The organism is Lysinibacillus sp. NPDC097868 (assembly GCF_044761135.1).
In the GTDB taxonomy this organism is placed as follows: Bacteria; Bacillota; Bacilli; order Bacillales_A; family Planococcaceae; genus Lysinibacillus.
The window spans coordinates 1,089,019-1,115,045 of the sequence record NZ_JBIWBS010000001.1 but is presented as its reverse complement, the minus strand read 5'-3'; the positions used below and the strand labels follow the sequence as shown (position 1 = coordinate 1,115,045).

Sequence of the window (26,027 nt, the reverse complement as noted above, 5' to 3'; positions counted from 1 at the left end):
CCTGAATATTCAGGAACGTTCGTCGCTATTGTTTCATTTGTATGTAAATGCTCAAAACGTTAAAGATTTTCCAAATAAGGATTTGTAGTCCTTCATCTGTCATATTCAGAGTATAACAGTTGTGTTTACAAAATCAACTAAAAACAAAAAAGACCCAGAAAAATTCTGGGTCCGTGGACACTTATACCTTCTATTTGATTGTACAGTTGTGGTTTCTACTTCATCCTAAGATACAGTAACACAGAGTATTCTCTCATTACCTAACCCTTAAGATATGTGAAGTATCAACCTTCTTCAGCTGTGGCGGACTTTCCTGAGATTCATTGTCTACTGGTGTTGAACTTGAACTACTCATTCTGCATCCTCCTCATCAATTTCGATGATTAAGTGTATCCTTTAACAGTATGGGACACTTTGCAAAAATCTATACATGTTATTCATAACTTTTTTTCATTAATGCTCCACTAAAATGTAAATTTAAACAAAAGTCTAATTTCGAAGCAATAGGTAATACTAAGCCTCATATTAGAGCTTGGATTGTCCTATTTTACACTTAGTTGCATATCCTGAAATACTTGTTGAGCAATAGTTAACGCGTTTTGCACACGTGGAAAACCGATATATGGCACTAATTGCAACAGTGCTTCTACAATTTCTGTAGGTGTTAACCCTGCATGCAAGCCTCGTGTAATATGTGTTTTCGTTTGTGGCACGGCACCTTGTGTAACAACCGCTGTTATTACGACAAGTGCCCGGCTTTTAGCATCAAGACCTGGCCGTGAATAAACATCTCCATAGGCAAACTCGATAATCATTTTGCGCAAATCGGGTGCTATATCAGCTAGTGCATCTGAGTCGACCATGCGAGCTACTTCTTCTTCCGTAACATATTGTTTTATCGTTTCTAACCCCTTTGTAAAACGATCCGTCAACTAACATTCCTCCCATTTAGAATACTATTTTTTTCTTATACAAAAACCCCAATTTCGCGTCTCCGAAAATTGGGGATTGTCCTTCACTTATGTCAGGTACTCTTTTTAGTTTCACCCTCTGGCTCCACAGAAAAAGGAATAATAAGGTTTTCATAGCGCCTCACTGGACAGCTTTAATGAATATCTATGCAAATGTCACTTAGGACTTGCACGCAAAATAGTTAAGAAAGACAAGCTTTTGCTTTCTCGATTTGAATAGTAACTTGATCGAAGCCTGTACCACCTAGTGAATGTCTACGGCGTACGGCTGCTTCAGGTGCTAATACATCATAAATGTCTGCTTCAATAAGCTCACTTTCTTTTTTCATGTCTTCAATTGGTAAATCTAATAAATAAATGCCCTTTTGAATACATGTAAAGACTAATTTACCTGTTACTTCATGTGCTTCACGGAATGGCATCCCTTTTGTTGCAAGATAATCTGCCAATTCCGTCGCATTTGAGAAGTCAGAGTGTACTGCCTTGTGCAGACGCTCTGTATTTACTGTCATCGTGCGCACCATACCTTCAAAGATTTTTAAAGAACCAAGAATCGTATGCACTGTATCGAACATACCTTCTTTGTCTTCTTGCATATCCTTGTTGTATGTTAACGGTGTCCCTTTTAGTACAGTTAGTAAGCCCATCAGGTTACCATAGACACGACCGGTTTTTCCGCGGATTAGCTCTGCCATGTCGGGATTTTTCTTTTGTGGCATAATGGAAGACCCTGTTGAGAAGGCATCATCCAATTCGATAAATTTAAATTCATCTGTTGACCATAAAATAATTTCTTCGGCAAAACGAGATAAATGCGCCATTAATAATGATGAATTACTTAAAAACTCGACGATAAAATCACGGTCACTTACCGCATCCATTGAATTTGCATATACTTCACTAAAGCCAAGCAGCTCTGCTGATTTTAAACGATCAATCGGGAAAGTTGTCCCTGCCATTGCACCAGCACCTAGTGGTAATATATCGATGCGTTTAATGGATTCTGTAAAACGTTGTTTATCGCGCTCAAGCATCCAAAAATAGGCCATTAAATGATGTGCAAAAGAAATCGGTTGCGCACGTTGTAAATGCGTATAGCCCGGCGCAATTGTTTCAACATGCTCCTCAGCTTTTTCTAATAACGTTTTTTGGAATGTCTCAATTAAATCGATAGCTTCCTTTACACGTTTCTTCAAGAAAATATGCATATCTGTTGCTACTTGGTCATTACGGCTACGACCTGTATGAAGCTTACCACCCACTGGTCCGATGCAATCAATTAGCATTTTTTCAAGGTTTAAGTGAATATCTTCATTCGCAACCGTAAATTCTAGCTCACCTGCGATTGCTTTTTCTTGTAATTGTGCAAGACCACCAAGAATAGCTTCTACATCAGCTGCTGGTAAAATTCCTGTAGCACCAAGCATCGTGACATGTGCGACACTACCTTCTAGGTCTTCCAAAACAAGTTGTTGGTCAAAGCCAATCGATGCGCCAAACTCATCAACCCATGCTTCTGCTGATTTTTGGAAACGTCCGCCCCAAAGTTTTGTCATAACAGCTCACCTTTTTCTACATTTCTTATCGAAAAGGTGCAGTACAGCGTTCATGCTACACTACACCCTAATTTAATAATTATTTTTTATTAACTGAAGAGTTAACCACTGTTGGCAGACCCCATAATTCGATGAAGCCTACAGCTGATGCGTGATTGAATTGGTCTTCTTTAGAGTATGTTGCTAATTTTTCATTGTATAGTGAATTTGGTGATTTACGTCCTTCTACAATCGCATGACCTTTATAAAGTTTCACACGTACAGTACCATTTACATATTGTTGTGATTCTGCAAGGAATGCTTGTAATGCATCACGTAAAGGAGAGAACCATAAACCATCATAAATTAGTTCAGATAATTTTTTCTCAATGACTGGTTTGAAGTGTGCTAATTCTTTCACAAGCGTTAAGTCTTCAAGCTCCTTATGCGCAGTTAAAAGTACTTTTGCACCTGGAATTTCGTATACTTCACGAGATTTAATACCAACTAAACGGTTTTCAACATGGTCAATACGGCCAACACCGTGTGCACCTGCTACTGCATTCAGTTCTTGAATTAAATCAGCAAGCTTCATTTCTTTACCGTTTAATGATACTGGTTTACCCGCAATAAATTCGATTTCTACATATTCAGCTTCATTTGGTGCGTTTTCTACAGAAACTGTTAGGCCATAAGCTTCTTCTGGTGGTGATACCCAAGGATCTTCCATTACGCCCGCTTCATTTGCACGACCCCATAAGTTTTGGTCAATCGAGAATGGAGAATCTAATGTTGCAGGAATCGGAACATTATGTTGCATTGCATATTCGATTTCTTCATCACGGCTCCAGCCCCACTCACGCACAGGTGCTAAAACTTCTAAATCTGGATTTAATGCTTTAATTGAAACTTCGAAACGAACTTGGTCATTTCCTTTACCTGTGCAACCGTGAGCCACTGCGTCCGCACCCACTTGGTTAGCGATTTCCACTAACTTTTTAGAAATTAATGGACGAGAAAGTGCTGATACTAATGGGTATTTTTGTTCGTACCAAGTATGCGCCTGTAACGAAATAAGTGCATATTGTTCAGCGAATTCATCCTTTGCATCAACCATATAAGATTCAATTGCACCTACTTGAAGTGCTTTATTTTTCACAAATTCAAGATCTTTACCTTCACCAACGTCTAGACAAACTGCAATTACGTCCCAACCTTGTTCTTTTAACCACGGAATTGCTACAGAAGTATCAAGACCGCCTGAGTATGCTAATACTACTTTTTTATTTGCCATACGAAATGCGCCTCCAATTGCTCTATATGATATGTATGTTTATACACTCACTTAAAAGTTTATACACGAATAGTATCATGTTATAAAAATAAATACAAGTGCATTTTTATAAAATAATGTACTTTTGTGAAGAATGTTAAAAGTCTGCAATAGCAATAGTTATCGCTAGTATTCGAACAGTGAATATTTACACTCGAAAATACGACTTATTCCTATTTAGCTGAATGTATATGATATTAAAAGGCGCTGGCTCTTAAAACGAAAAAACCCACTTCGCTTTCTGCGGTTATATCATAAGCCGCAGGAGCCTTAGTGGGTTTTCACTTGGATATTTATAAATTGTTTGAGTGACTGGCACTTAGCAAGTGTACTTTTCTAAAGGAGTCTCTGTATGTTTTAGCTTGAATATTTATAAATTGTTTGGGTGACTGGCACTCATATTATTTTTTATTGAATAATGGTTTTGCTAAAAATTCGATGGTAGCTGGCGCTAATGCATATAGTTTACTTGTCAACCCCATCATTCGTGGCAAGTTCACTTCTCGGACTGGACGTTCGATTGTTTTTACCGTGGCTTGTGCCACCTCTTCTGGTGTTAATAACAATCTACCTAAGGTCTCTCGATAACCACTTTCATCATTTACTTTATCTAAAAATGGAGTATCAATTGGTCCAGGATGAATCGCCGTTACTTTAATATTGTACGGAGCTAGCTCCATACGCAGGCCATTTGTAAAGCCGACAATGGCGTGTTTTGTCGCAGCATAAACACTTGCTTTAGGTGTCGCTACCTTTCCAGCCTGTGAACCGATAAATATTAGTTGCCCTTGCTCACGCGCAATCATTCGAGTCGCTATACGCTTTGCTAAATACATCGGAACACGAATATTGAGCTCCACCATTTCGGTAATATCGTCATCTGATAACATCGGTGCAATAGCGAACTTCCCTACCCCAGCAGAAAAAATGGCTACATCAAGCATAGGTAGCTGCGCACATACGTCGTCGATTGCTGTTAGGGATGTTAAATCAGCTTGTATAACATTGGCGCCTAAACGTTGTAATGTTTTTAAAGCTACTTCATTACGCCCAGTAGCATACACGATATGGCCTTGTGCAACTAACAATTCGGTTATTTTCAGGCCAACTCCACTCGTTGCACCTGTTACAAAGATTGTCTTTTTATTCATTTTCATGTATAAAACCTACTTTCTTTTAAACAAATAGACACCTTCATTATTCTTCTCTGAAACCACTAGGTTCTTTGCCTCTAAATAGTCTAAATGTCCAAGTGTTTTTGATAATGTCAAGCCAAGCTGATGCTGAAAAATCGATGGATATAACCGTTTTGTCATTTGTACAACCGTTAACTCATCACCACCAAATAACTCATACACCTTCATAGATTGATGATGTTGTCGTTCAAGACGTTTATCAATTAAATGTGGTATGTCTTCTAAATTTGCTCCATGCCCTGTATACATAATGTTTACAGGCAATTGACGTAATATTTCTAGCGATGCATTATATTGCAACAATGATTTCGGGCGACCTAGTGTGCGGTCTAAAGGTGGCTCGATTAATGGATTTGGTGTAATTTTTTCTAACAATAAATCTCCGCCGATAACATTATGCGTTTTTTCATCCCAAAAAATGAAATGACTTTGTGCATGTCCTAATGTTTCAATTGCCTTTAAACCAGGATGCCCGGGTACTTCATCCCCATCGTGTAAAATTTGTGTCAATGGTCGTTCTCCAACAAGCTCTAATTCTCGACGAACATGGACACTCTGTTGAATATATTCTCGGGGTACGCCATGTTCGAACAAACGCTCACTGTAAAACTGCTCATGATAACGTAAAAACTCTTCATCATGACGTAGCCATTTATCGTTATAGGCATGGCCTAAAATTTCTGCATGTGGAAAAGCATCAACCCATCCCGCATGATCAGGATGGTGATGGGTTAATACAACCTGTTCTATATCTCGTAAATCAAAGCCAGCTGCTCGAATACCCCATTTAAGTGCATCATAAGCTTCCATTGTTTTTGGACCAACATCAAATATTGTTAATGCATCACCTTTGACAACAAATGCATTGACGTCTCCTACTGCATAGGGTGTTGGAATTTCTATTTTATGTATCGACAAAGCTGTCTCCCCCTTTTTTTGCGCAACTAATGAATACCGATTCATCTATTCTACAAGTTTTTCTTTCTTAAGTCACCCCTCCTGTTGACAGCTTGACATATTATCAATATAATTTTGAATAATCAAATTATTTATGTGCGTTGAGGAAGCCAAGTATGTAGTTGGTGAAGGTGTCAAGAGAGTGTTACATTTGCTGCAAGTAACATCACCCACTCCCATTACAGAACCTACTTCTGAGCAGTTATGACAACATAACCGTCCCCCTTGCGATAAAAGGGCTAAGAGTTGTGCCAATTGGCAAACAAAGGTGGTACCGCGGAAACGATAGCGTTTTCGTCCTTCTATGTAAGGACGAGAGCGCTTTTTTATTTTGAATCGGAGGTTTTTCCTATGAAAAAAATACTTTTTATTGGTGCTGGCTCGATGGCAGAAGCATTAATGCAAGGCTGGATTAAGCAGAATGTATTTAAAGCACAAGAAATTTATGTCACCAATCGCTCAGATAAGGAACGTTTACAATTTTTACACGACACGTACGGCATCAATTGTAATTTTGAAGAAACTATCTATCAGCAAGCAGATCTTATCATTTTAGCGATAAAGCCAAAGGATGCCATAACAGCCATGCTTGAACTGAAATCAAAAATAACAGAGCATACTGCAATTCTATCCATTTTAGCAGGCATTGCTATTAGCACTATAACAGAGCAGTTAGGATTGCGCCCTGTAGCTAGAGTAATGCCAAATACATCTGCAACGATCGGAATGTCCGCAAGTGGTATAGCATTTAATGGGCAAGTATCAGCGACACAACATACAATGTTTTTGCAATTATTAGAAGCAGTGGGATCTGTAATCGAAGTTGAGGAAGACCAGTTGCATGCCGTTACAGCGCTATCTGGCAGTGGCCCTGCTTATATTTATTATTTAATGGAAGCATTTGAACGAGTAGGAATCGAGGTAGGGCTTTCAAAAGATACTGTAAGATTACTTATGACACAAACCCTCGCAGGTACAGCTGAAATGTTAAAGCAATCCGTTGATGAGCCTGATGTGCTTCGAAAAAAAGTTACGAGTCCAGGTGGTACAACAGAAGCTGGTATTAAAGCGCTCGAACAATATCAATTTAATGAAGCGATTGAAGCATGCATAAAAGAAGCTGAAGCTCGATCTCGCGCACTTGCAAAAAGTAAGTAATCCATGCAAAATAGAGGTATTAACTAGGAATTAGGAGGGCTTTGCATTGACTAAATTATTTGAACCATACCAATTACAAACGATTTCGTTAAATAACCGCATTGTCATGGCCCCGATGTGTATGTATTCTGCTAAGGATGACGGTTTTGTTACACCTTTCCATCTTGTGCATTATGCAACACGTGCTGCTGGACAAATTGGGTTAATACTATTGGAGGCTACTGCTGTAGTACCCGAGGGGCGAATCTCTAGTAACGACCTTGGTATTTGGGATGACGCGCATATCGAAGGTTTACAACAATTAGTAACAAATATGCAAGCTTACGGAGCTAAAACAGGCATTCAGCTTGCCCATGCAGGACGTAAAGCAACTGTAGATGATGAAATTTTCGGTCCTTCAGCCATTGCTTTTAGTGATGATTATAAAACACCGTCTGAAATGACACTTGACGATATTGAATATGTCATTGAAGCCTTTAAAAAAGCTGCTGTTCGCGCCCGTCAAGCAGGTTTTGATGTGCTTGAGATTCACGGTGCACACGGCTATTTAATTAGTGAATTTTTGTCACCAGCAACAAATAAACGAAGCGATCTATACGGTGGTTCTCAGGAAAATCGCTATCGCTTGCTACGTCAAGTAATTGATGCAATTCGAAGCGTTTGGGAAGGCCCTTTACTCGTTCGTGTTTCTGCGGAAGACTATGCACAAGATGGCACAACAATGGAGGACTTTATCGTCTTTAGTCGTTGGATGAAATCGCAGGGCGTAGATTTAGTCGATGTCTCAACTGGTGGGGTCGTACAGGCACATATTCATCCGTTCCCTGGTTATCAAGTTCCACATGCTGAAACGATAAAACATGGGGCAAATATTCCTACTGGTGCAGTTGGTCTAATTACAATAGCGCAGCATGCTGAAGAAATATTGCAAAATAACCGCGCTGACTTAATTTTCTTAGGTCGTGTGTTATTACGAGATCCCTATTGGCCACTCCATGCTGCAAAGGAACTGGGTGAAAAAATCGAACCACCTGTGCAATATGTACGAGGTTGGTAACTCACTTCTCTTATAAGCACTTCTACACACGCTGATAGCTTGTTAACTTTTGAGCTATCAGCGTTTTTTTTGTTTTTATCGGCGATTTGGCATGGTTTATCGGCGATTCCCCTCGAGTAATCGGCGATTCATGCATTTCTATCGGCGATTGCTCACGTGTTATTACCTTTAAAAAAGCGGGTTTTGCTTGATTTCTTCATCAACCGCTTGTACTAGTGAAGGCGCGTCAGATGCCGTAATAATCTCGCCATTAACAATTGCAAAAATGCCCTGCTCGCAAATTTCACAGTGGGAAGTACAACCTGATTCTTCTATTTCTATATCTGATCGCTCTGCTAAAACATCGTAGGCATCAGCTGCACCAAGCGATAAATTTGTCAAACAAAACTCAACTCTATTGGTCATTTGCTGAGGCTTTTTATTTTTCTTAAACAATGAAAATACCATAAAATCTCCACTCCTTTTAACTACATTCTCCCAGTTTCTAGTGCACAGGTCCAATCCAAACGTCCATTTTCTTTACTTTTGTTGATGACCCCTTGACGGTCATAGCCAATAAGTACTTGCTCAATTAGCCAATGCTCTTGTTCTTTGCTAACAATTGTGTAATTAGCGAATGGCGAACCTGACTCCATTTTGTGATAGATTGGGATCACCTCTTCATAAGCTGGGAGACCGACGCTGCCAGGGTTAATAATTATTTTATTATTTGGAAGGTAGACTACTCTAGGAATATGGGTATGTGCACAAAAGATAATTTCTTGTTTAATATCCTGCACATATTCCATAATTTCTTCATTTTTTTTCAACGTTGAGCCATTTGCGCCCATATTTTCTAACATATATGTTTCATCACATGCAGGTGTACCGTGGCAAAAATACATATCCTCTGTTTCTATTACTGCAGGCAAATTTGTTACCCATTGTCGATGCTTGTCCCCTAATAAGTGTTGCACATAACCTACTGTTGGATTTGGAATGTTTTCTAGTAACATTCTATCGCAATTTCCCATTATACTTTGGACCTTCGACTCTACTAGCAGATCATATGTTTCTATCGGAAATAGCGGACCATACAAACTATCCCCTAAATTATAGATTGTTTCAATGCCCCTTCTGTGAATATCCGTTAGGACAGCTTGTAATGCATCCTTATTACCATGAATATCAGCCAAAACTGCAATTTTCATAATAAAGTCGCTCCTTTCTATAAATAGTCCCTTGTTTGGAATAATAGCAATAATTCTTGCGGAACTTGAACGGAATCTTTGTAAAAAAGGTAGACGGGGACGCTAGGTAATGCAAACTCTGTAAAAGGTACAATATTAAAGCGCCCTTCCATTCGCTCTCTTCTAACAATCATTCGAGGTAAAAATGACATACCTAAGCCGTCTTTGATTAATCGTTTGACAACATAAGATTGTGATATTGACACATGTTTCGTATAGACGTATTTATTATGGATTTGATGTAATAAATCTTCCCAAATGGTTGGATGATGATGGGTAAATAAAGTATATGTTTGAAACAATTCTTCATAATCAATATAAGCGCCTGTTTCGTCATCAAATGCATCTAACGGAATGACCAATTCTAATGGACTTTCTACTAGCAGTTCTTGACACCAATGTCGATAGCGTGTTGGCAATAATGAAATACCGATATGTGCCTTGCCATGATGAATTAATTCTTCTATTTTGGAGGATTCCTCCACTAGAATTGAAATTTCAATTGTCGGATGTTCATTTATAAACTGGTAAATAACATGGGGTAAAATTGTTTCCACCATTAACGGTGTCATTGCAATAATAATTTTTTCTTGAATTCCCTTCGTCACTAACTGAAAGCGCTCAATACTTTTTTCCCACTGTTGCATGATTTGCAACGCTTCTGTTAAAAATAACTCCCCTGCCTCCGTTAACTGCACGCGATTTTTCTCCCGTTTAAATAACGAGACATTCAGAAACTGCTCTAATTGATGAATATGTACGGTAATACTTGGTTGCGATACATGTAATTCTTCAGCAGCCATTCGAAAATTACACGACTTCGCTGCTACAACAAAAGACTTTAACCATTTATAATCCATACCTTCCCCTACTCCAATTAAAATTTTTAATTAAATTCATTAAATATATTTAATTTACTAAATTGTATAACAATAATAAACTCAAGGCTAGATAGTTCATTTTAAAACAAAGGGGAGAATCAGAATGTTAGCTATGATAAGCAAGCAGTTCCGCACGTTTGCAAAAAATGAATGTAAAAACTCAAGCCCACTTTATGAACATTTAGCCTATCAAATTGCTGATGATGAAGAATTATTGCTGATTGCAAAGGATGGTGCTAACGGACAGCCTGTACCTAATTTATTGTTTGCTGCTGTACACTATTTGCTATTGACATATATGGATGACGACTTAGCGGATTTTTATCCTTCGCTCACAACTACACCGAAGCCGCTAGACAGTGTTTATCCGTTTTTCAAAAAGTTTGTTTTGTTCCATGCACATGAAGTAAAGACAATTCTTCAAGAAAGACTCGTACAAACAAACGAAATTCGACGTTGTGCTTATCTTTACCCGATGATGACTGAAATTTATCAAAACCATAGGATGCCATTAGCTTTTATTGAAATTGGAACAAGTGCAGGACTACAACTTGCAATGGATCAATATAATTACTGCTATAACCAAACGTTGTCAGTTTACAATTCCGCTACTAAACTCGTTTTAACATCGGAAAATATAGGGGATGCTCTTCCCCCTTCTCTTAGCCAACCGTTGATAGTGTCACAGCGGATTGGTATTGATTTAAATCCAATGGATGTTACGAATGAACAGGATGTTGCATGGCTTCAAGCGTTAATTTGGCCTGAACACCATGAACGACGTACACTTTTAAATACAGCCATTCCGATTTTACAACAAGTCAAAATAGCACTCGTTAGAGGGGATGCAATCGAAGGTTTAAAAGATATTAGTAGCCAAATCGATCCACAGTCGATGTTAGTAGTTTATCATACGCATGTTGCCAATCAGATTCCTCTTACATTACGGCATGCATTAATCGACCGTCTAAAAGACATTAGTTTGGAGAGGCCACTATATCATTGTTATAATAATTTATTTGATTTGAAGTTACATCAGGATTTTCTGCATGAAGGAGAAATAAAATCCATTCGGACAATCGATCAACCAGACGGTCATGCAAGATGGTTTAAGTGGGTGAATGAATAGGGTGGACTACTGCCGTTGATTTCCGCTAGGGCAGCGGAGGGTGCATGGCACTTAAATAATTTACCAGGATAGTCATATCTTGACTCACGGAGGAAAAATCCACGAAGACTCCTGGCAATGTACGACGCAACAAACACGCGACTGCGAGGATTGCAGCTTGTGTGTATGCCTGTTGAAAGCGTAGTGGATTTTGACGATATTAGGTGGCGTTATATTATGCGAGGTGTCCATGAAAAAGTGCCAGGCACTCAAACAATTAGAACACGATACTAGTTGATTGGAGTGGAGGGCGGCGACTCCTGCGGGAACAACACAGCATGTAAGACGCAACAATCCGCACGTTAGCGAGGGTTGCGGCTTACACTGTGCCCGCGGAAAGCGCCGGCCGCAGCGGAAATCATCGGCATTACCCTTCCTTATTTATAAAAGAAACACTGCATACATACTATGCAGTGTTTCCTATTATCATCTTAAATTAGCAGCTTTTTACTTGTTTGCGCTAAAAATCATACTCCGCATCTTTTTTAGCAAGGATTTCAGCGAAGGCATCTGCTACCATAACTGTATCTTCTGCTAAACGCTCTAAGCGGAAAAGAACATCGTCATTAACAATTTCTTTGCGTAAGAAATCCTTTTCTTCTATAAAAACGTAGGTCGGTACAATATGAGCTTTCATATAAGCAAGAATTGGCTTTAATTGTTGCTCTACCATTAAGTAATGTTTAGATGACCCCGCTGTTACTATTACGCTGACCGTTTTATCACGAAAAGCATTAACAGGAAGTAAATCGAAAATATTTTTTAATGTTGCCGGAATCGAAGCTTGAAATGTTGGTGTCCCAATCACTAATGCATCAGCCGCCATGATTGTTTCTGCCACATACTTCGTATCACCCTCGTAATCTACGTAATGACGGCCATCACTAAATGCAAGATTGTACTGAGCTAGGTCAAGTACTGTTACCTCATGCTCTGGGTATTTTGCATGTAGGATATCCACAATTTTATGAATGGCTATTTTTGTTTTAGAGCCGACGATTGAACCTGCTAGTGCGACGATTTTCATGCTGCTCGCTCCTTATTTCGCTGTATATTTTTTAATTGCTGGTAAGATGTCATTGCCAATAATTTCGATATTCTTCATCAATTTATCGAAAGGCACCCCACCAAAATCAATTTGTGCCATAAAACGTTGCATGCCATAAAGTTCATATTGATACAGTAACTTTTCAATAATTTGTTCTTTACTTCCGACCATTAAAGCATCACGTGTATCAACTGCTTGGGCAAATTGTTGTTTTGGATAACCGCCACCACGAATTGCTTGGAAGCCCCCATTTAGATGAGGATACATATTTTGCAAAGCTTCTTTTGATGTATCTGCCACATAAAATAAACTTGTTGTGGCAATTGGTAACTGCTCTGCATCAAAACCACTTCTTTCAGCAGCCTCACGATATGCATCGACTGAAGGTTTAAAGTTTATGGCTGGACCACCTAATGTTGTTAACATCATCGGAATGCCCATATACCCTGCTTTTATGGCACTTGCAGGCGGCCCACCAACAGCGCGCCAAATTGGCAGCGAAACATTTTTAGGCTGTGGCAAAATTTGTGCATTGTGAAGTGGTGCTCTATACTGCCCTTCCCATGTCACAAGCTGTTCTTCATTAATTTTTTTTAACAGCTCTAATTTTTCCTCAAAAATTTCTTCGTAATCTTGTAAATTAACGCCAAGTAAATGATATGCTCCCACTCGTGAACCTCGACCGGCTACAATTTCAGCACGCCCATCAGAAATTAAATCAATAGTCGCAAAATCCTCATATACTCTTACTGGATCTGAAACACTTAAAACAGTGGCAGAACTTGTTATTTTAATTTTTTTCGTAGCTTGTGCAATGGCGCCTAAAACGACTGTATGAGCCTGTGTTGTAAAATACGATTGATGACTTTCTCCTACGCCAAATACATCTATGCCTGCTTGCTCCGCTAATTGGCTCATTTCTATGAGCTCCTGTATACGTTGCTGGGCAGATATCCGCTCACCTGTTAATGGATTTGGAATATGATCTCCCAATGAATATAGTCCAAATTCTAAGCCTGCTGATTGATCAATACGATATTTTTCCATTGTGCTCTCTCCTTTAATCAAGTGGTTCTAAAATAGCTTCAATTTCTGCGCGTTTTGCTTCTAAAAATGGTGGCAGATCAAGATCATTTCCCAAATCCTCTATAGCGGAATCTACTGTAAATCCAGGTCCATCTGTCGCCATCTCAAAGAGAATGCCGTTACGATCTCTAAAATAGAGGCTTTGGAAGTAGTAGCGATCCACAACGCCTGAGCTGTCTAAACCACGCGCTTTAATCAATTCATCCCATTTTTGAAGTTCTTCCACTGTTGCAACACGCAAAGCAAGGTGATGAATACTGCCTCGCCCCGGCTTTTCACTCGGTCCCTCTAATTCCTTTACGATGATTTCACCAAATGTTTCTCCAGCAATCGATTGAAGTCGAACTTCTTTGTCATCTTCAGTGACAATTGTATAGGCAAAAAGTTCTTGTAATAAATTCACTGTACGCTGTAAATATCGGACAGTAATTTCAACCGTGCCCATACCTAAAATAAGATGCTCTGGTGCGATTTCGGTTTCATCCCACGCTTGCCACCCAGCTGGCGTCGACTGTCCATCATGATTTATCAGCACCATACGCAAGCCTTCATGGTCCTCAAAAAATAGTGCATCTTTGCCCGCATATGTTGTGATGTCACTATGTTCTACTTGTAAAAGTTCAAAACGCTTTTTCCAAAATAATAGACTGTCATAACTTGGAACTAATAATCCTATGCGTGTAATAGCATTCGTTCCACGTACTGTTCGTCCAGCTACAGGCATTTCAAAAAATGTTAATTCTGTTCCAGCTGCACCTGTACGATCACCATAAAATAAATGGTACATGGACGGTGAATCTTGGTTGACTGTTTTTTTCACCCGACGTAAACCAAGGATTTTCGTGTAAAATTCGTTATTACGTTTACCATTTTTCGTTAACATGGAAATATGATGATGTCCGCTTAATTTGTTCATTTTGAGTCCTCCTGAATTTCACTTGACTAAGCAAGTGATGGTGTAAAAAAAATCACGCCTAAGGTAATTTTTTTTCTCGGCTATGTTTTTCTAGTTTTGACATAAGTGTATATAATAATTTCATTTCTTCTTCTGATAGCACTTCTTCAAAAAACGAGGATTGAAAGTGAAGCTGACTTGGCGTCGCTGTATCTATCAAATGGTCCCCTTTTACGGTTAGTGAGATTGTTTTTGTTTTCCAGTTTTGTTTGCGCTCAATTAGACCTTCTTTTTCAAGACGTGCAAGCATCCGAGACATACCACCTTGCGTTACTGTCACTTTTTCTGCTAGCTGTGATTGCGTTAACGGTTCGTATGTTTTAATTTGAATGAGAACATCAAACTGTGCAGTTGTTAAATTAAAACGCTTTAAAAATTCATTCGATAGCTGATTACTTTGATTGGTAAAGCGCATCATTCGCAGCCATGTTAGTGAGCCTAGTGTATGTTTTTCCATCACTTTGCCCTCCCTTCCTCGAACTGTATCATCACTTTACCACGCAAGTGATGAAGTTGCAAGGAAAATATCTCGAATTTGAGATATTATATATAGAGTCTATTTTTCACTCTATAATGCCCTGTGAAGTAATGGGATGTAAGCTTCCATTAAAAGCAAAAGAAATTCTCCCTGTTTCTTCTGATATAACCATAATTAATGCATCACTGAGCTCACTTAAGCCTATCGCAGCTCGATGTCTCGTTCCAAGTTTTTTATCACCTGTATAGATGTCTGACAGAGGTAGAACATTTGCCGCTGAGATTATTCGATTACTCTTAACCAAAACAGCTCCATCATGGAGTGGATTGCCTGGGTAAAAAATCGATTCTAACAGGGAGTGTGTTAATTCTGCGCCAATATGAATACCTGGCTTTATGAGATGTTCAATGGAATTCTCTCTTTCAAATACAATTAGCCCACCATGGCGTCTTTTCGACATATTTTGAACGCAAATGGACAGCTCTGGGTATTTTTCAGTAAAGGGCGACAAATAGCAATTTAAATAAAATGTAGCTGCTTGCATTTCAATCGTTAAAAATTTTTCTTTTATTTTTTCCAAATCTGCAAGTAGACAATCTTCTAAAGAATCCATTGCTGTTAAACTTTGCTGTAAAGACAAAATAACTTGACTAAGTTCTTCTTTAATTGTTTGTTTTAATGGAGCGGAATCACAATTTGGTTGATCCATGAACGGCACCTCAGTTCTTTATAATAACGATTTACACTTTGTATTTTTAGTTTTCCTATATGAAATTTTTTTATTCTCTTTCCATGCAATTCAACAATTTTCCGTACTAAGTTTTACTTTTTTTCTATTAAAAAACACGTTGCATCTTCTAAAAGATGTAACGTGTTCCTTTGTACGCTATGATGTCTGTTACATATGACCAGCGCGAATTTTTTTTACAATACTAAAGGTTGTAAAGGCTGCTGCTGGTGCAAGGACCGCAATGAAAATTAGCCATACCTTCAAGCTTTCTGTTGACTTTAACAATTCATAATTTGAAGTAACATAAATAATAAGTCCGCCTAATAGTAAATAGCTTAACACGTTTGGAAAGATAACGAGTAAACGTAAAACAGCTGGTGGCATCTTTTGTTGCTCCATACAACCACTCCCCTTTTACTTAATTATACGGAAATCATCTACTAAGCGCACTATATTTCTACAAATACCCTAGGTTTTAACAGATTAGTGACTATACTTTATACTTGCCAGCAGTTTGCTGTAGCTTTTTTGCTGTCCCATTTAGCAAATCAACAATGGACGTCATTTCATGCATACTTGTTGCTTGATTTTTTGCTTTTTGTGCAACAGCGTCTACATTTGTTGATGTCTGCTTTGCTAATAATGAAACATCCTCCATTGTAGCAGTCACTTCTTCTGTACTGGCTGCAATTTCTTCTGACGAACTTGACACTAAATCTATTTGCTCAGCTAAAATTTGCACATCATTTTGAATACCTTCAAAGGATTGCCCTGCTTTACTTGCAATTGAACGACCTATATTTAAAACTTCTGCTGTGGAATTAATCGCAGAAACAATTTTCGTTGTTTCACCTTCGACAGTTGAGACGAGGTGTGATATTCGCACAGCCGCAACTTTTGATTCTTCAGCTAATTTACGTACTTCCTCTGCAACAACCGCAAAGCCTTTACCTGCTTCACCTGCCCGTGCTGCCTCTAAAGATGCGTTAAGTGCAAGCAAATTCGTTTGCTCTGAAATGTCGGTAATAACACTTGTAAACTCACCAATCATCACTGATAGTTTTTCTAATTCTTGCATACTTGCAACGGAATGATTCGTTTTTTTATGAACTTCAACTAATTGATTTTGTAGACTCTTCATAATGTGCAGACCACTATTGGCATTTTCCTCTGTGTTCCGAGAAATCGTTGAAATTTCATTTATGGATTCTGAAATAGATTGAATACTACGAGCTAACTCTTCCATAGATTGTGCACTATCTTCCGTATTTTTCAACTGTGCAAACGATGCTTTTGCAACTTGATGAGATTCTTCTTGAATATTTTGCGCAGATTCTAATGTATTGTGCGCATTTCCATGAATAACATTTGTTGCAGCCTTTAATTGAGTAGCATCTTGTTGTAAATCACACATAATTTGCTGAAAATTATCCATCATTCCATTAAAAGAACTGACCAATTGCCCAATCTCATCTTTTGCCTTAACATCTATACGTTTCGTTAAATCTGCCTCACCTTTACTAATTTCTTCTAAGGAATTACGTACATGTAAAATACGAGAAACTTGTCTAGTAATCGTGACTCCTGTTATAAGAAAAATGACACATACCACTATAATTGATGCAATAATAGTTCCCATCAGTATATTAGATAGCACGTCATTTGACACGATTATAGCTAAAGAAGTGCCATTTGATAACGGCTTTACATATTGTGTTACGCGCTTTCCGTCATAGTGCCCAGAGATTTCAATATTTTTTCCTGAAGTAAATAGTTCTTTTGAAAAACCTATTTCTGCTAAATTTTTTTCTGTTGTCGCAACAATGGATTCTCCTTGTCCATTTACAACGGCTGCATATAACACCGTATTAGATAAATATTTGTTTAGTTCACTTATGTAATAGTCACTGCCGATACTTTTTTCTAAATCTAATAGCTGTTGACCATGTCTTGCTACTTGAACAATTTGTGGCGTAGCAGGATTCCAACTACTAACACCTACAAATTTATAAAACTCACTATCCACATCACGAATTTGTGCTTTCTGAACAATTTCTGTAGCCCGTCCATCTAATAATTGCATATATTCAGCCGCTTGTCCGTGTGGATCTGAGCCAAAATTAAAATTTATTGATGGGGCCACCGATGTGACGGTCGTGTTTCCCTTTTCATCGGTACTCCAAATTTCATCTATCCCACCTCTTTCAGCGATTGCTTTTAAATCCGCATATGTTGCACCTTTGTCAATAATATATGAAGCCATGACAGATTCAGCAATCATTTCCTTTTCCATAATTTCTTCTGCTTTTGCCCTTGATTGAATAGCCCCTTCCATGCCCATTACTATTGAGCTTGCAAGTGCATCACCATTATTCTTGACGGTTTTATATGTCGCCTGAAAAATATAAAAAGAAAATGCACTAATGATTAATACTACAATCACCATAATTTCCAGCATCATTTTCCACTTCATTGATTTTCCCATTGACTATCCCCCCGAAAATAGTTTTTTTTCCATTCAATAATACAATATCATCCCTTTATATTTAATTGATTTAGGATAATAAATTTTCACATACCATTAAAATGTCATTAAATTGTAATAAAAAAAACTCCACGTTGAAAATTAACAGTAAATTACTATTAATACATTATTTTATCTAGTTTCATTGATTAAAAAGTATATTTTTATGAAATATTTTTCTTACATAGTTCTTTTTACAGCATTATAAGCCAAAGAAAAAAGCACCTTTTTAATGAACAGTCATAAAAAAGGTGTTTTTTTATTGGCTTTATACAACATAATTTTATACTAGAATAATTTATCGTTACCCCAATCATATACCGATTGGTCGGCTGTGAGGCTCGTTTGCGGAAAGATTGCTTGTGCCTCTGCTAAAAATACAGGTAAATCATGTGGTAAAAAACGTGCACTTAAATGATTTAGGAGTAAATACTTTGCTCCAGCTCTCCTTGCTACCATTGCTGCTTCCACATTTGTTGAGTGACCATAGCTAGCAGCTAAGTCGGTTGTACTACCATCAAATGTTGCCTCATGGACTACGACATCGGCTTTTTCAGCCAACGCAATGGCTTCTTCACAATATTTTGTGTCACCTAAAATAGCAAGTGTAAAGCCTTTTTTGGGAGGAGCAACTACATCTGCTGCTTTAACGACAGTGCCATTTTCAAGTTCAATATCTTGTCCTCGTTTTAACTGGCCAAGTAATGGTCCTTTGGGTACGCCGAAAGTTTGTACTTTCTCCATCAGTAACTCGCCAGGTAAATCCTTTTGCTCTATACGGTAGCCAAAACATGGGACAACATGACGTAATTCACTAGCATGCACTGTAAACTTATCATCTTCGTAAATAATCCCTTCGCATACTTCTACAAATTGTAATGGATACGTTAAATGTGTTTTTGATAGTGCAAAGGTTTGCTCTACCCATTGCTGTAAACCTGCTGGACCAAAAATTGTCAGCGGCTCATCGCCACCTTGAAATGAACGCGAGCTCAAAAATCCTGGTAAACCAAAAATATGATCGCCATGTAAATGCGTGATAAATATTTTCGACACTTTACGTGGCTTTAATGATGTATGCAAAATTTGGTGTTGTGTCGCCTCTCCACAATCAAATAGCCACATTTCACCGTTTTCATCCAATAGCTTTACCATTAATGCGCTCGTATTGCGTTCTTTTGAAGGCATGCCTGCGCCTGTTCCTAAAAAATGTAGTTGCACAACTGCCACCTCGATTCTTTTTCTGTCGTTCTATTGTACCTTATTGCTAAACAGAAGAAAAACCTTTGGTGAAAGCAATCTCCAAAGGTTTTTTCATTATTTTGGTTCCCATGAGATGAGTGCTGCATGGAAGTCATGACGATAGTAATAACGACCATTCTTTTCCTCAATATACGGTGCAAGCGATTCCTCAACATGTGATCGATTATAATCAGCACTCAATATTTTTTTGCTTTGTGTTGTTACAAGCTGATCATACGATTCATATTCATATGTTCGCTTTAATGGAATAATGTCACACGCTGCATAGATATCCATTTCATAAAGTAAATTCAAAAATTCAATATAATCTCTTCGTGGATATTTTATATCATAACCGTATTTTTCATGTAATACTTCGTAATGTGGCTGAATCGGACCTGTTGTCATGCCGATAATCGCACGTTTTTTAGCAAGCCGATTCATGTGAGCAAGGGCAGCTTTAATTTCGTACATACGATAAAAACAATTGACGCCAATTACAATATCATGTGCTTTTAACTCATTTTCATCAAGTTTCTCCCACTTCGCATGGACATAAGATACATTGCTCTTTTCTTGCAAACAATGTTGTAAATAAGAGAGCATGCTGTCAGAGCTATCTACACACGTTAGTTCACGCACATAGTCCGCAAACGGAAACGTATAATTACCCCATCCTGGACCAATTTCAACTACAGAATGATGTGGTTGTATATGTTTTTTTATTTCTTGAAAAATACGAGCTGCATAAGGATCGGTTTGGCCAATTTTTTTGCGCGCTATCGATTTAGACCAAAACTGTTCCTCTAATTGATCATTGACCATGCGCTCTGGCATTTGACCTTGCCAATCCTTCATTCCTTCTTGCCATAATGCTTCATAGTTAATAGCTAACGGTCCTTTTCTTGTCATCCATGTACCTCAATTTTTAGCATCTCATATATTTTTTCCATATTTAAATTAGCACGCACATGGGATGCCAGCATATTGTAGGCATCTTCCCTACGCTCAGCATCGCTTTTAACATCTGTCGGCAATGTTGCCAGCCCTTTTGATATGCGAATATCATTGACAAGCTGACGTGTAAAGTTACGATTATGGAATAAACCATGGAAGTATGTACCAATTACTTGTTCGTCAGTACTTACTGCTCCATCTACACGACCATCTGTTAAATGTAAAAATGGTGATACTTCATCTCGTAAAATTTTTGTACGACCAAGATGAATTTCATAGCCTGTCAATGTATCATTTCCGCGCGTCCCGGACATTTGTACGGTTTTTTTATCTCCTACAAATACGGTTTCCATCGGTAATAAGCCGAGACCCTGTGCCGAGTCGCCATTTCCTTCAACTGCATCTGGATCGAGTAACACTTCACCGAGCATTTGAAAACCGCCACATATGCCAATGATTTTAGTGCCATGTGCACGTAAGTTTGAAATCGCCTGAGCAAAGCCTTGTGCCTTAAGCCATGCTAAATCATCCATTGTGCTTTTAGTGCCCGGTAGTATGAGCAAATCCGGTGTGCCAAGCTCTGCCACATTGCCGATTAAACGTACACCGACCTCTGGCTCATCAAAAAATGGATCGATATCTGTGAAATTCGAAATGCGAGGTAAACGAACCATCGCCACATCAACAGAAAACTCACCAGGCTTTGGTTTTTTAAATCGCAGTGCAGACAGCGCTAATGAATCTTCCGCTTCAATATTCACATCTACATATGGCACAACGCCTAAAACAGGGATGCCTGTCTCACGCTCTACCCATTCAATTCCATCGTCTAAAAGCTCGCGCATACCGCGGAATTTATTAATAATGAGTCCCTTTACACGTGCACGCTCTGTATCATCAAGCAAAGCTAGCGTCCCAATAATGGATGCAAACACACCACCTCGGTCAATATCTGCTACTAACACAACTGCAGCATCTGCTAAATGTGCCATGCGCATATTGGCGATATCGCGATCCTTTAAATTAATTTCAGCCGGGCTTCCCGCACCCTCAAGCACAATAACATCATATGTATTTTGTAAAGTACGTACAGACTTCTCAACAATCGGCATTGCTTGTTGTACAAATTGATTGCGATAGCTCTTAGCATCCATATTTAAAAAATGCTTGCCATGTACAATAACCTCAGATACCATATCCTGCTTTGGCTTTAATAAAATCGGATTCATATCTGTTGTCGCTACAACACGGGCTGCTTCAGCCTGTACCCCTTGCGCACGGCCAATTTCCCCGCCATCCTCGGTTACGAATGAATTAAGCGCCATATTTTGCGACTTAAAAGGTACCACTTTTAGTCCATCGTCTGAAAAAATGCGACATAATGCCGTACATATCATGCTTTTACCAACGTCAGAGGCTGTTCCTTGAATCATAATTGACTTTGCTGACATTCTGATTTCCCTCCCTGATAGTTAGGAGGGTAGCTTATATTCAGTGACTTTAAATCATTCCTGAATATCCCCCCATTGAATGTAAAATCGAAAATTGGACAGATGGATTTAGAATTCAAGTCCTTTGACAGCAGGAATTCCCTCTTCGTAATAATGTTTCGTTGCATCAATTGTTGAAACTAAATCTGCCATGGCAACAAGGGCTGGATTGGCACTACGTCCTGTTACGACAAGATGCATTGTAGAAGGACGTTGCGCAATGGCTTCGAGCACTTCAGCCAATGGGAGAACGTCATCGATTGGGAATTTTGTAATTGCCAATGCATTGTTAAGCTCATCTAAAACGAGTAAATCAATGCTGTCATCTTGTAAGGCTTCCTTTGTTTTTTGCCAAGCTTTTGCTAATGCAACACGATGCTCCTCTGGTGTTTTTGTCCATGTAAACCCTATGCCCATTTGCTCCATTTCTACCCCAAGTTTCGATAGGGCAATTTTTTCACCGTACGTTCGCTCGGGTGATTTTATAAACTGCATATAACGCACATTTAAACCACGTCCTACTGCACGCAATGTCACGCCAAGGGAAGCAGTCGTTTTCCCTTTGCCATCACCTGTGTATACTAAAAACAAGCCTTTTCTAGCCATTTTTCCCTGCCTCCTTAAAGCCAAGTTGTTTTCTCTTCAAATGAAGTTCGTTTTTTGTCTTTAAGCTCTTGCTCTTCTGGGTAACCAATGAAAATAGTACCGACAACCTTTTGATTTTCACTTGCACCGATAAATGTATGCATGCGTGCATCATGGACAAGTCCAACGCCTCGCGTACGCCATACAAATCCAAGCCCTAGCTCATCTGCAGCTAGCCACATGGACATAATCGCACTGCATACAGCAAAAATATTATCTTCAGTTGCATCTTCATCATCTTCCACAATATCCGCTGTCACAACAATTGCAACAGGTGTTGTTTGAACAACCTTTAATGAACTTTCAACTAAATTTGGCTTCGTTGGAAAACGTTCTTGCAAATATGTACTAGCCATTGCTTCATAACGTTTCATCGCATCACCTTGGATTACATAAAAATGCCAAGGCTCACGCATCCGATCGTTTGGTGCATACGTTGCGGCTTGCAAAATTTGCTCTATTTTTTCCTTTTCAATAGGCTGGGTTGTATAGTTGCGAATTGCGCGACGATTTTTTAATGCTTCAATTACTGTCATGAAGTTATCCTCCTTTAAGTACATCTCTTTTGTCATTTGCCCATCTATCTATTTATATAAGAGAATAGCAAGGTGCCATAGCAACATTAGCTAAAAGCGAGCCCTTGCTCTTCAAACCATTGAATTTTTTCACGTACATTGACAACATCCCCTACGACTATCATTGAAGGATTATGATAACCCTCACGTTCAATAATACTAGCAATGTCGTTTAGTGGCCCTGTTATCGTACGCTGTTGCTCAGTTGTACCCCATTCAATTACCGCAACGGGCGTAGTCGCGGGACGACCATTGTCAATGAGCTTTTTTGCGATATATGCAATATTGCCTACACTCATGTAAAATGCGACAGTATCGATACCAGTTGCAAGTGCTGGCCAATTCAAAAAATCTTGTCCTTTTTCCTCGCGACCGTGACCAGTAACTAGTGCAAAACTTGTGGCAAAATCTCTATGTGTAACAGGAATACCTGCATAGGCAGGAGCTGCAATTCCGGCTGTTATACCTGGTATCACTTCATAGAGTATGCCGTGATTTTTTAATATTTCTGCCTCTTCAGCACCACGACCAAAAACAAAAGGATCACCACCCTTTAAACGTGTTACAACTTTGCCTTCTTGCGCTCTCTCGACAAGCAATGCATTAATTTCGTCTTGAATAAGATGATGCTTACCTGGCAATTTACCACAGTACACAAGCTCTGCATCTTTCTTTGCAAAATCTAATAATTTCGGATTCACTAGACGATCGTATGCAATGACATCGGCCTTTTGAATACATTCTAGCCCATACACTGTAATGAGCTTTGGATCTCCCGGGCCAGCCCCTACTAAATATACAATTCCCTCTTTCATCGCGTTTCTCCCGTCAATAGTTGTTGTAAATAGGCCTCACGTCGGTCAATCTCTCCACTGCGTGTCCATGCTAATAAGTTTGGCTCAAGTAGTGCTTGTAACGCGGCACGTCTTTGATCACCCTTATCAAATTTAGCAGTAACCATTAGACGTGCTTGCTGTAAAAAGCATACGTAATCTTCATATACAGCATCAAATTGCTCAGCTAAATCTTCTTTTAGTTTGCGTGCAAGTGCTGGGCTTGCACCAGATGTGGAAACCGTCAACACTAAAGGACCGCGACGAACTGTTGCAGGTGTTATAAAGTCGCTCTCACCTTGTGCATCTGCTCGATTTAAGAGCTGCCAATGTTGCGCTGCTTCTTGTACCGCATTGTTGACGTTTGTATCATTCGTCGCTGCAATAATAAGTGTTGCATCATCTAAATCTCGTGGCTCAAATTCTTTTTCACGCCATGTTATTTGCCCTGATTCTGCAAGTGGCGCTAATGTGTCGTGTAACGTTGGGCTAACTACTACAATGTTTGCTTTAGCCGGTAGCAATGACGTAACTTTTTGCGTCGCTACATGACCTCCGCCAACAATAACAACAGTTTTATATTCGATATTTAAATGGATAGGAAAGTAATTAGTCATTTGTTTTCACCTTCTTACATGCTGTTAACCAGTTATCAACAAGCTTAGGATTAGAAACAAAATGAAAATGCGTATAGCCAGCTACCAAATTCCCTGTTTGGTAACCTTCTTCTTTATTGCCAAAACGCCCTTTTGTTTCGTAAGCAGGAGCGTCATGGGTACCACTATATGATGAATAATGGAATTCATGGCCCTTTGCTTGTTCGTCCTTACCGATTAAAAAGTTAGACGCTGTCCCAAAGATTTCACGATAGCCAAGTGCGGCAAGCTTTGTTTGCATCGCTACTTCACCAGGAATAACACCCAGCATTTCATGGCGCTCACCTTGACTATTCGTAATCGCCTCAGTCAAATACATAAAGCCTCCACACTCAGCTAATGTTGGTAAACCTTTCGCGATTGCTTCACGAATGGATGTTTTCACGACAGTATTTTTTGCTAGCGTATCGGCAAATTCCTCCGGGAAGCCTCCACCGATATATAAACCATCTGCTTCTGCTGGAACAGGTTCATTTGCAAGTGGTGAGAAAAATTGCAATGTTGCTCCTTTTGCTCGTAAAAGTGCTAAATTTTCCTCGTAATAAAAGTTGAATGCAGCATCTTTTGCTACCGCAATACAAATATTTTTTGCAGGTTGCTCAGCAAATAGTTGACCTGTCTCCTGAAGAACTGGCGCCTTTGTTAATGACAGTAATAAATCCAAATCAATCGTCTCTGCCATTAAAGCACCTAGCTTGTCAAAAAATGAATCAAGCTCACCTCGTTCAATAGCAGGAATAAGCCCTAAATGGCGACTTGGAATATCAATGCCTGTTTCACGCTTTAGATAACCTATAACCGGAATATCACATTCCTGCTCAATCGCAGCTTTAGCAATTTCATAATGCCCTACACTACCAACTTGGTTCGCAATAACGCCGACAATGTTTGGCTGATCAGATAGTAGCTGAAAGCCCTTTACAACTGCCGCTACGCTGCGAGCCATACTTGCACAATTGACGATTAAAATAACCGGACTTTCTGTAACAACACTAATGTCAGCTGCCGAGCCTTCATCAGATAACGGACTTTTGCCATCATAAAAGCCCATAACGCCTTCGATAATCGAAATATCTGCATCCATGCTCGCACGTGCGACAATATCACGTACCGCATCATGCGAAAACATCCAGCTATCAATATTGCGCGACACACGTCCTGTTACCGCAGTATGGTAGCTAGGGTCAATATAATCAGGACCACATTTAAAGCCTTGCACGACTTTACCTTTTTCCTGCAATGCTTTCATAAGGCCAATTGTGAATGTTGTCTTGCCAACACCACTTCCTGTCCCTGCAAGTACAAAGCGATTTGTTTGCATAG

The 26,027-nt window shown here is 39.1% G+C and carries 26 protein-coding genes; 3 read left to right on the top strand and 23 right to left on the bottom strand.

Translation table 11 applies throughout. The features are described 5' to 3' along the window. Positions 1–542: 542 nt before the first annotated feature. From ACIQXJ_RS05320 to ACIQXJ_RS05300, 5 genes are all read right to left on the bottom strand, one after another. Positions 543–932 (bottom strand): carboxymuconolactone decarboxylase family protein, encoded by a 390-nt coding sequence (locus ACIQXJ_RS05320; protein ID WP_403050489.1) that lies wholly within the window; start codon positions 930–932, stop codon positions 543–545. A 221-nt stretch (positions 933–1,153) separates the two neighbouring features. After that, positions 1,154–2,527, bottom strand: a complete 1,374-nt coding sequence (argH, locus tag ACIQXJ_RS05315) for an argininosuccinate lyase (RefSeq protein ID WP_403050486.1) — start codon at positions 2,525–2,527, stop codon at positions 1,154–1,156. Positions 2,528–2,606: 79 nt separating this feature from the next. Next, positions 2,607–3,800 carry an argininosuccinate synthase gene (locus ACIQXJ_RS05310; RefSeq protein WP_401010121.1) on the bottom strand — a complete coding sequence of 398 codons (1,194 nt, stop codon included), beginning with the start codon at positions 3,798–3,800 and terminating at the stop codon, positions 2,607–2,609. A gap of 440 nt (positions 3,801–4,240) precedes the next feature. After that, positions 4,241–4,996 carry an SDR family NAD(P)-dependent oxidoreductase gene (locus ACIQXJ_RS05305; protein WP_403050483.1) on the bottom strand — a complete coding sequence of 252 codons (756 nt, stop codon included), beginning with the start codon at positions 4,994–4,996 and terminating at the stop codon, positions 4,241–4,243. A 9-nt stretch (positions 4,997–5,005) separates the two neighbouring features. Further along, positions 5,006–5,998 carry an MBL fold metallo-hydrolase gene (locus tag ACIQXJ_RS05300; RefSeq protein WP_403050480.1) on the bottom strand — a complete coding sequence of 331 codons (993 nt, stop codon included), beginning with the start codon at positions 5,996–5,998 and terminating at the stop codon, positions 5,006–5,008. 345 nt (positions 5,999–6,343) lie between these two features. On the opposite strand from ACIQXJ_RS05300, the gene proC reads away from it, so the two are divergent. Then, a complete protein-coding gene (gene proC, locus ACIQXJ_RS05295; protein ID WP_403050477.1) occupies positions 6,344–7,150 on the top strand; it encodes a pyrroline-5-carboxylate reductase in 807 nt (268 codons plus the stop codon). A 46-nt stretch (positions 7,151–7,196) separates the two neighbouring features. Further along, entirely contained in the window at positions 7,197–8,207 is a 1,011-nt protein-coding gene (namA, locus tag ACIQXJ_RS05290) for an NADPH dehydrogenase NamA (protein WP_403050474.1), read from the top strand. A gap of 168 nt (positions 8,208–8,375) precedes the next feature. On the opposite strand, the gene ACIQXJ_RS05285 is transcribed toward namA, so the two are convergent. The 3 genes from ACIQXJ_RS05285 to ACIQXJ_RS05275 are packed head-to-tail and all read right to left on the bottom strand — an operon-like array spanning position 8,376 to position 10,296. Further along, on the bottom strand, positions 8,376–8,654 hold the full coding sequence (locus ACIQXJ_RS05285) for a YuzB family protein (RefSeq protein ID WP_403050471.1): 279 nt from the start codon (positions 8,652–8,654) through the stop codon (positions 8,376–8,378). A gap of 20 nt (positions 8,655–8,674) precedes the next feature. Then, positions 8,675–9,397 (bottom strand): metallophosphoesterase family protein, encoded by a 723-nt coding sequence (locus ACIQXJ_RS05280; protein ID WP_403050468.1) that lies wholly within the window; start codon positions 9,395–9,397, stop codon positions 8,675–8,677. Between the two features lie 17 nt (positions 9,398–9,414). Continuing rightward, on the bottom strand, positions 9,415–10,296 hold the full coding sequence (locus tag ACIQXJ_RS05275) for a LysR family transcriptional regulator (protein WP_403050465.1): 882 nt from the start codon (positions 10,294–10,296) through the stop codon (positions 9,415–9,417). A gap of 124 nt (positions 10,297–10,420) precedes the next feature. Between ACIQXJ_RS05275 and ACIQXJ_RS05270 the strand changes: the two genes are divergently transcribed. After that, positions 10,421–11,446: a DUF2332 domain-containing protein gene (locus ACIQXJ_RS05270; RefSeq protein WP_403050462.1), complete on the top strand. Its 1,026-nt coding sequence runs from the start codon at positions 10,421–10,423 to the stop codon at positions 11,444–11,446. 499 nt (positions 11,447–11,945) lie between these two features. On the opposite strand, the gene ACIQXJ_RS05265 is transcribed toward ACIQXJ_RS05270, so the two are convergent. From ACIQXJ_RS05265 to ACIQXJ_RS05195, 15 genes are all read right to left on the bottom strand, one after another. After that, positions 11,946–12,512 carry an NADPH-dependent FMN reductase gene (locus ACIQXJ_RS05265; protein ID WP_403050459.1) on the bottom strand — a complete coding sequence of 189 codons (567 nt, stop codon included), beginning with the start codon at positions 12,510–12,512 and terminating at the stop codon, positions 11,946–11,948. A 12-nt stretch (positions 12,513–12,524) separates the two neighbouring features. Next, entirely contained in the window at positions 12,525–13,580 is a 1,056-nt protein-coding gene (locus tag ACIQXJ_RS05260) for an LLM class flavin-dependent oxidoreductase (protein ID WP_403050456.1), read from the bottom strand. A gap of 13 nt (positions 13,581–13,593) precedes the next feature. Further along, complete coding sequence (locus ACIQXJ_RS05255) at positions 13,594–14,535, bottom strand: ring-cleaving dioxygenase (protein WP_403050453.1); 942 nt, start codon at positions 14,533–14,535, stop codon at positions 13,594–13,596. Between the two features lie 58 nt (positions 14,536–14,593). Continuing rightward, a complete protein-coding gene (locus tag ACIQXJ_RS05250) occupies positions 14,594–15,031 on the bottom strand; it encodes a MarR family winged helix-turn-helix transcriptional regulator (RefSeq protein WP_403050450.1) in 438 nt (145 codons plus the stop codon). Between the two features lie 106 nt (positions 15,032–15,137). Further along, positions 15,138–15,761: a sporulation-specific diadenylate cyclase CdaS gene (gene cdaS, locus ACIQXJ_RS05245; protein ID WP_403050447.1), complete on the bottom strand. Its 624-nt coding sequence runs from the start codon at positions 15,759–15,761 to the stop codon at positions 15,138–15,140. A gap of 189 nt (positions 15,762–15,950) precedes the next feature. Continuing rightward, a complete protein-coding gene (locus ACIQXJ_RS05240) occupies positions 15,951–16,181 on the bottom strand; it encodes an acyl-phosphate glycerol 3-phosphate acyltransferase (protein WP_403050444.1) in 231 nt (76 codons plus the stop codon). Positions 16,182–16,272: 91 nt separating this feature from the next. Continuing rightward, positions 16,273–18,267, bottom strand: coding sequence for a methyl-accepting chemotaxis protein (locus ACIQXJ_RS05235; protein ID WP_403050441.1), 1,995 nt, complete (start codon positions 18,265–18,267; stop codon positions 16,273–16,275). Positions 18,268–18,594: 327 nt separating this feature from the next. Next, on the bottom strand, positions 18,595–19,527 hold the full coding sequence (rnz, locus tag ACIQXJ_RS05230) for a ribonuclease Z (RefSeq protein WP_403050438.1): 933 nt from the start codon (positions 19,525–19,527) through the stop codon (positions 18,595–18,597). A gap of 96 nt (positions 19,528–19,623) precedes the next feature. After that, on the bottom strand, positions 19,624–20,460 hold the full coding sequence (locus ACIQXJ_RS05225) for a class I SAM-dependent methyltransferase (RefSeq protein ID WP_403050435.1): 837 nt from the start codon (positions 20,458–20,460) through the stop codon (positions 19,624–19,626). After that, positions 20,457–21,956 carry a cobyric acid synthase gene (locus ACIQXJ_RS05220; protein ID WP_403050432.1) on the bottom strand — a complete coding sequence of 500 codons (1,500 nt, stop codon included), beginning with the start codon at positions 21,954–21,956 and terminating at the stop codon, positions 20,457–20,459. The genes ACIQXJ_RS05225 and ACIQXJ_RS05220 overlap by 4 nt, the downstream gene beginning before the upstream one ends. 108 nt (positions 21,957–22,064) lie before the next feature. Beyond that, the gene (locus tag ACIQXJ_RS05215; protein WP_403050429.1) at positions 22,065–22,601 is read right to left on the bottom strand and encodes a cob(I)yrinic acid a,c-diamide adenosyltransferase; all 537 of its coding nucleotides are present in this window, start codon (positions 22,599–22,601) and stop codon (positions 22,065–22,067) included. 14 nt (positions 22,602–22,615) lie between these two features. Next, the gene (locus ACIQXJ_RS05210) at positions 22,616–23,176 is read right to left on the bottom strand and encodes a nitroreductase family protein (protein ID WP_401010156.1); all 561 of its coding nucleotides are present in this window, start codon (positions 23,174–23,176) and stop codon (positions 22,616–22,618) included. 86 nt (positions 23,177–23,262) lie between these two features. Beyond that, positions 23,263–24,030 (bottom strand): uroporphyrinogen-III C-methyltransferase, encoded by a 768-nt coding sequence (cobA, locus tag ACIQXJ_RS05205; RefSeq protein ID WP_403050426.1) that lies wholly within the window; start codon positions 24,028–24,030, stop codon positions 23,263–23,265. Continuing rightward, positions 24,027–24,665 (bottom strand): precorrin-2 dehydrogenase/sirohydrochlorin ferrochelatase family protein, encoded by a 639-nt coding sequence (locus tag ACIQXJ_RS05200; protein WP_403050423.1) that lies wholly within the window; start codon positions 24,663–24,665, stop codon positions 24,027–24,029. Before ACIQXJ_RS05200 ends, cobA begins: the two co-directional genes overlap by 4 nt. Further along, complete coding sequence (locus ACIQXJ_RS05195) at positions 24,658–26,025, bottom strand: cobyrinic acid a,c-diamide synthase CobB (RefSeq protein ID WP_403050420.1); 1,368 nt, start codon at positions 26,023–26,025, stop codon at positions 24,658–24,660. The genes ACIQXJ_RS05200 and ACIQXJ_RS05195 overlap by 8 nt, the downstream gene beginning before the upstream one ends. Positions 26,026–26,027: the final 2 nt, after the last annotated feature.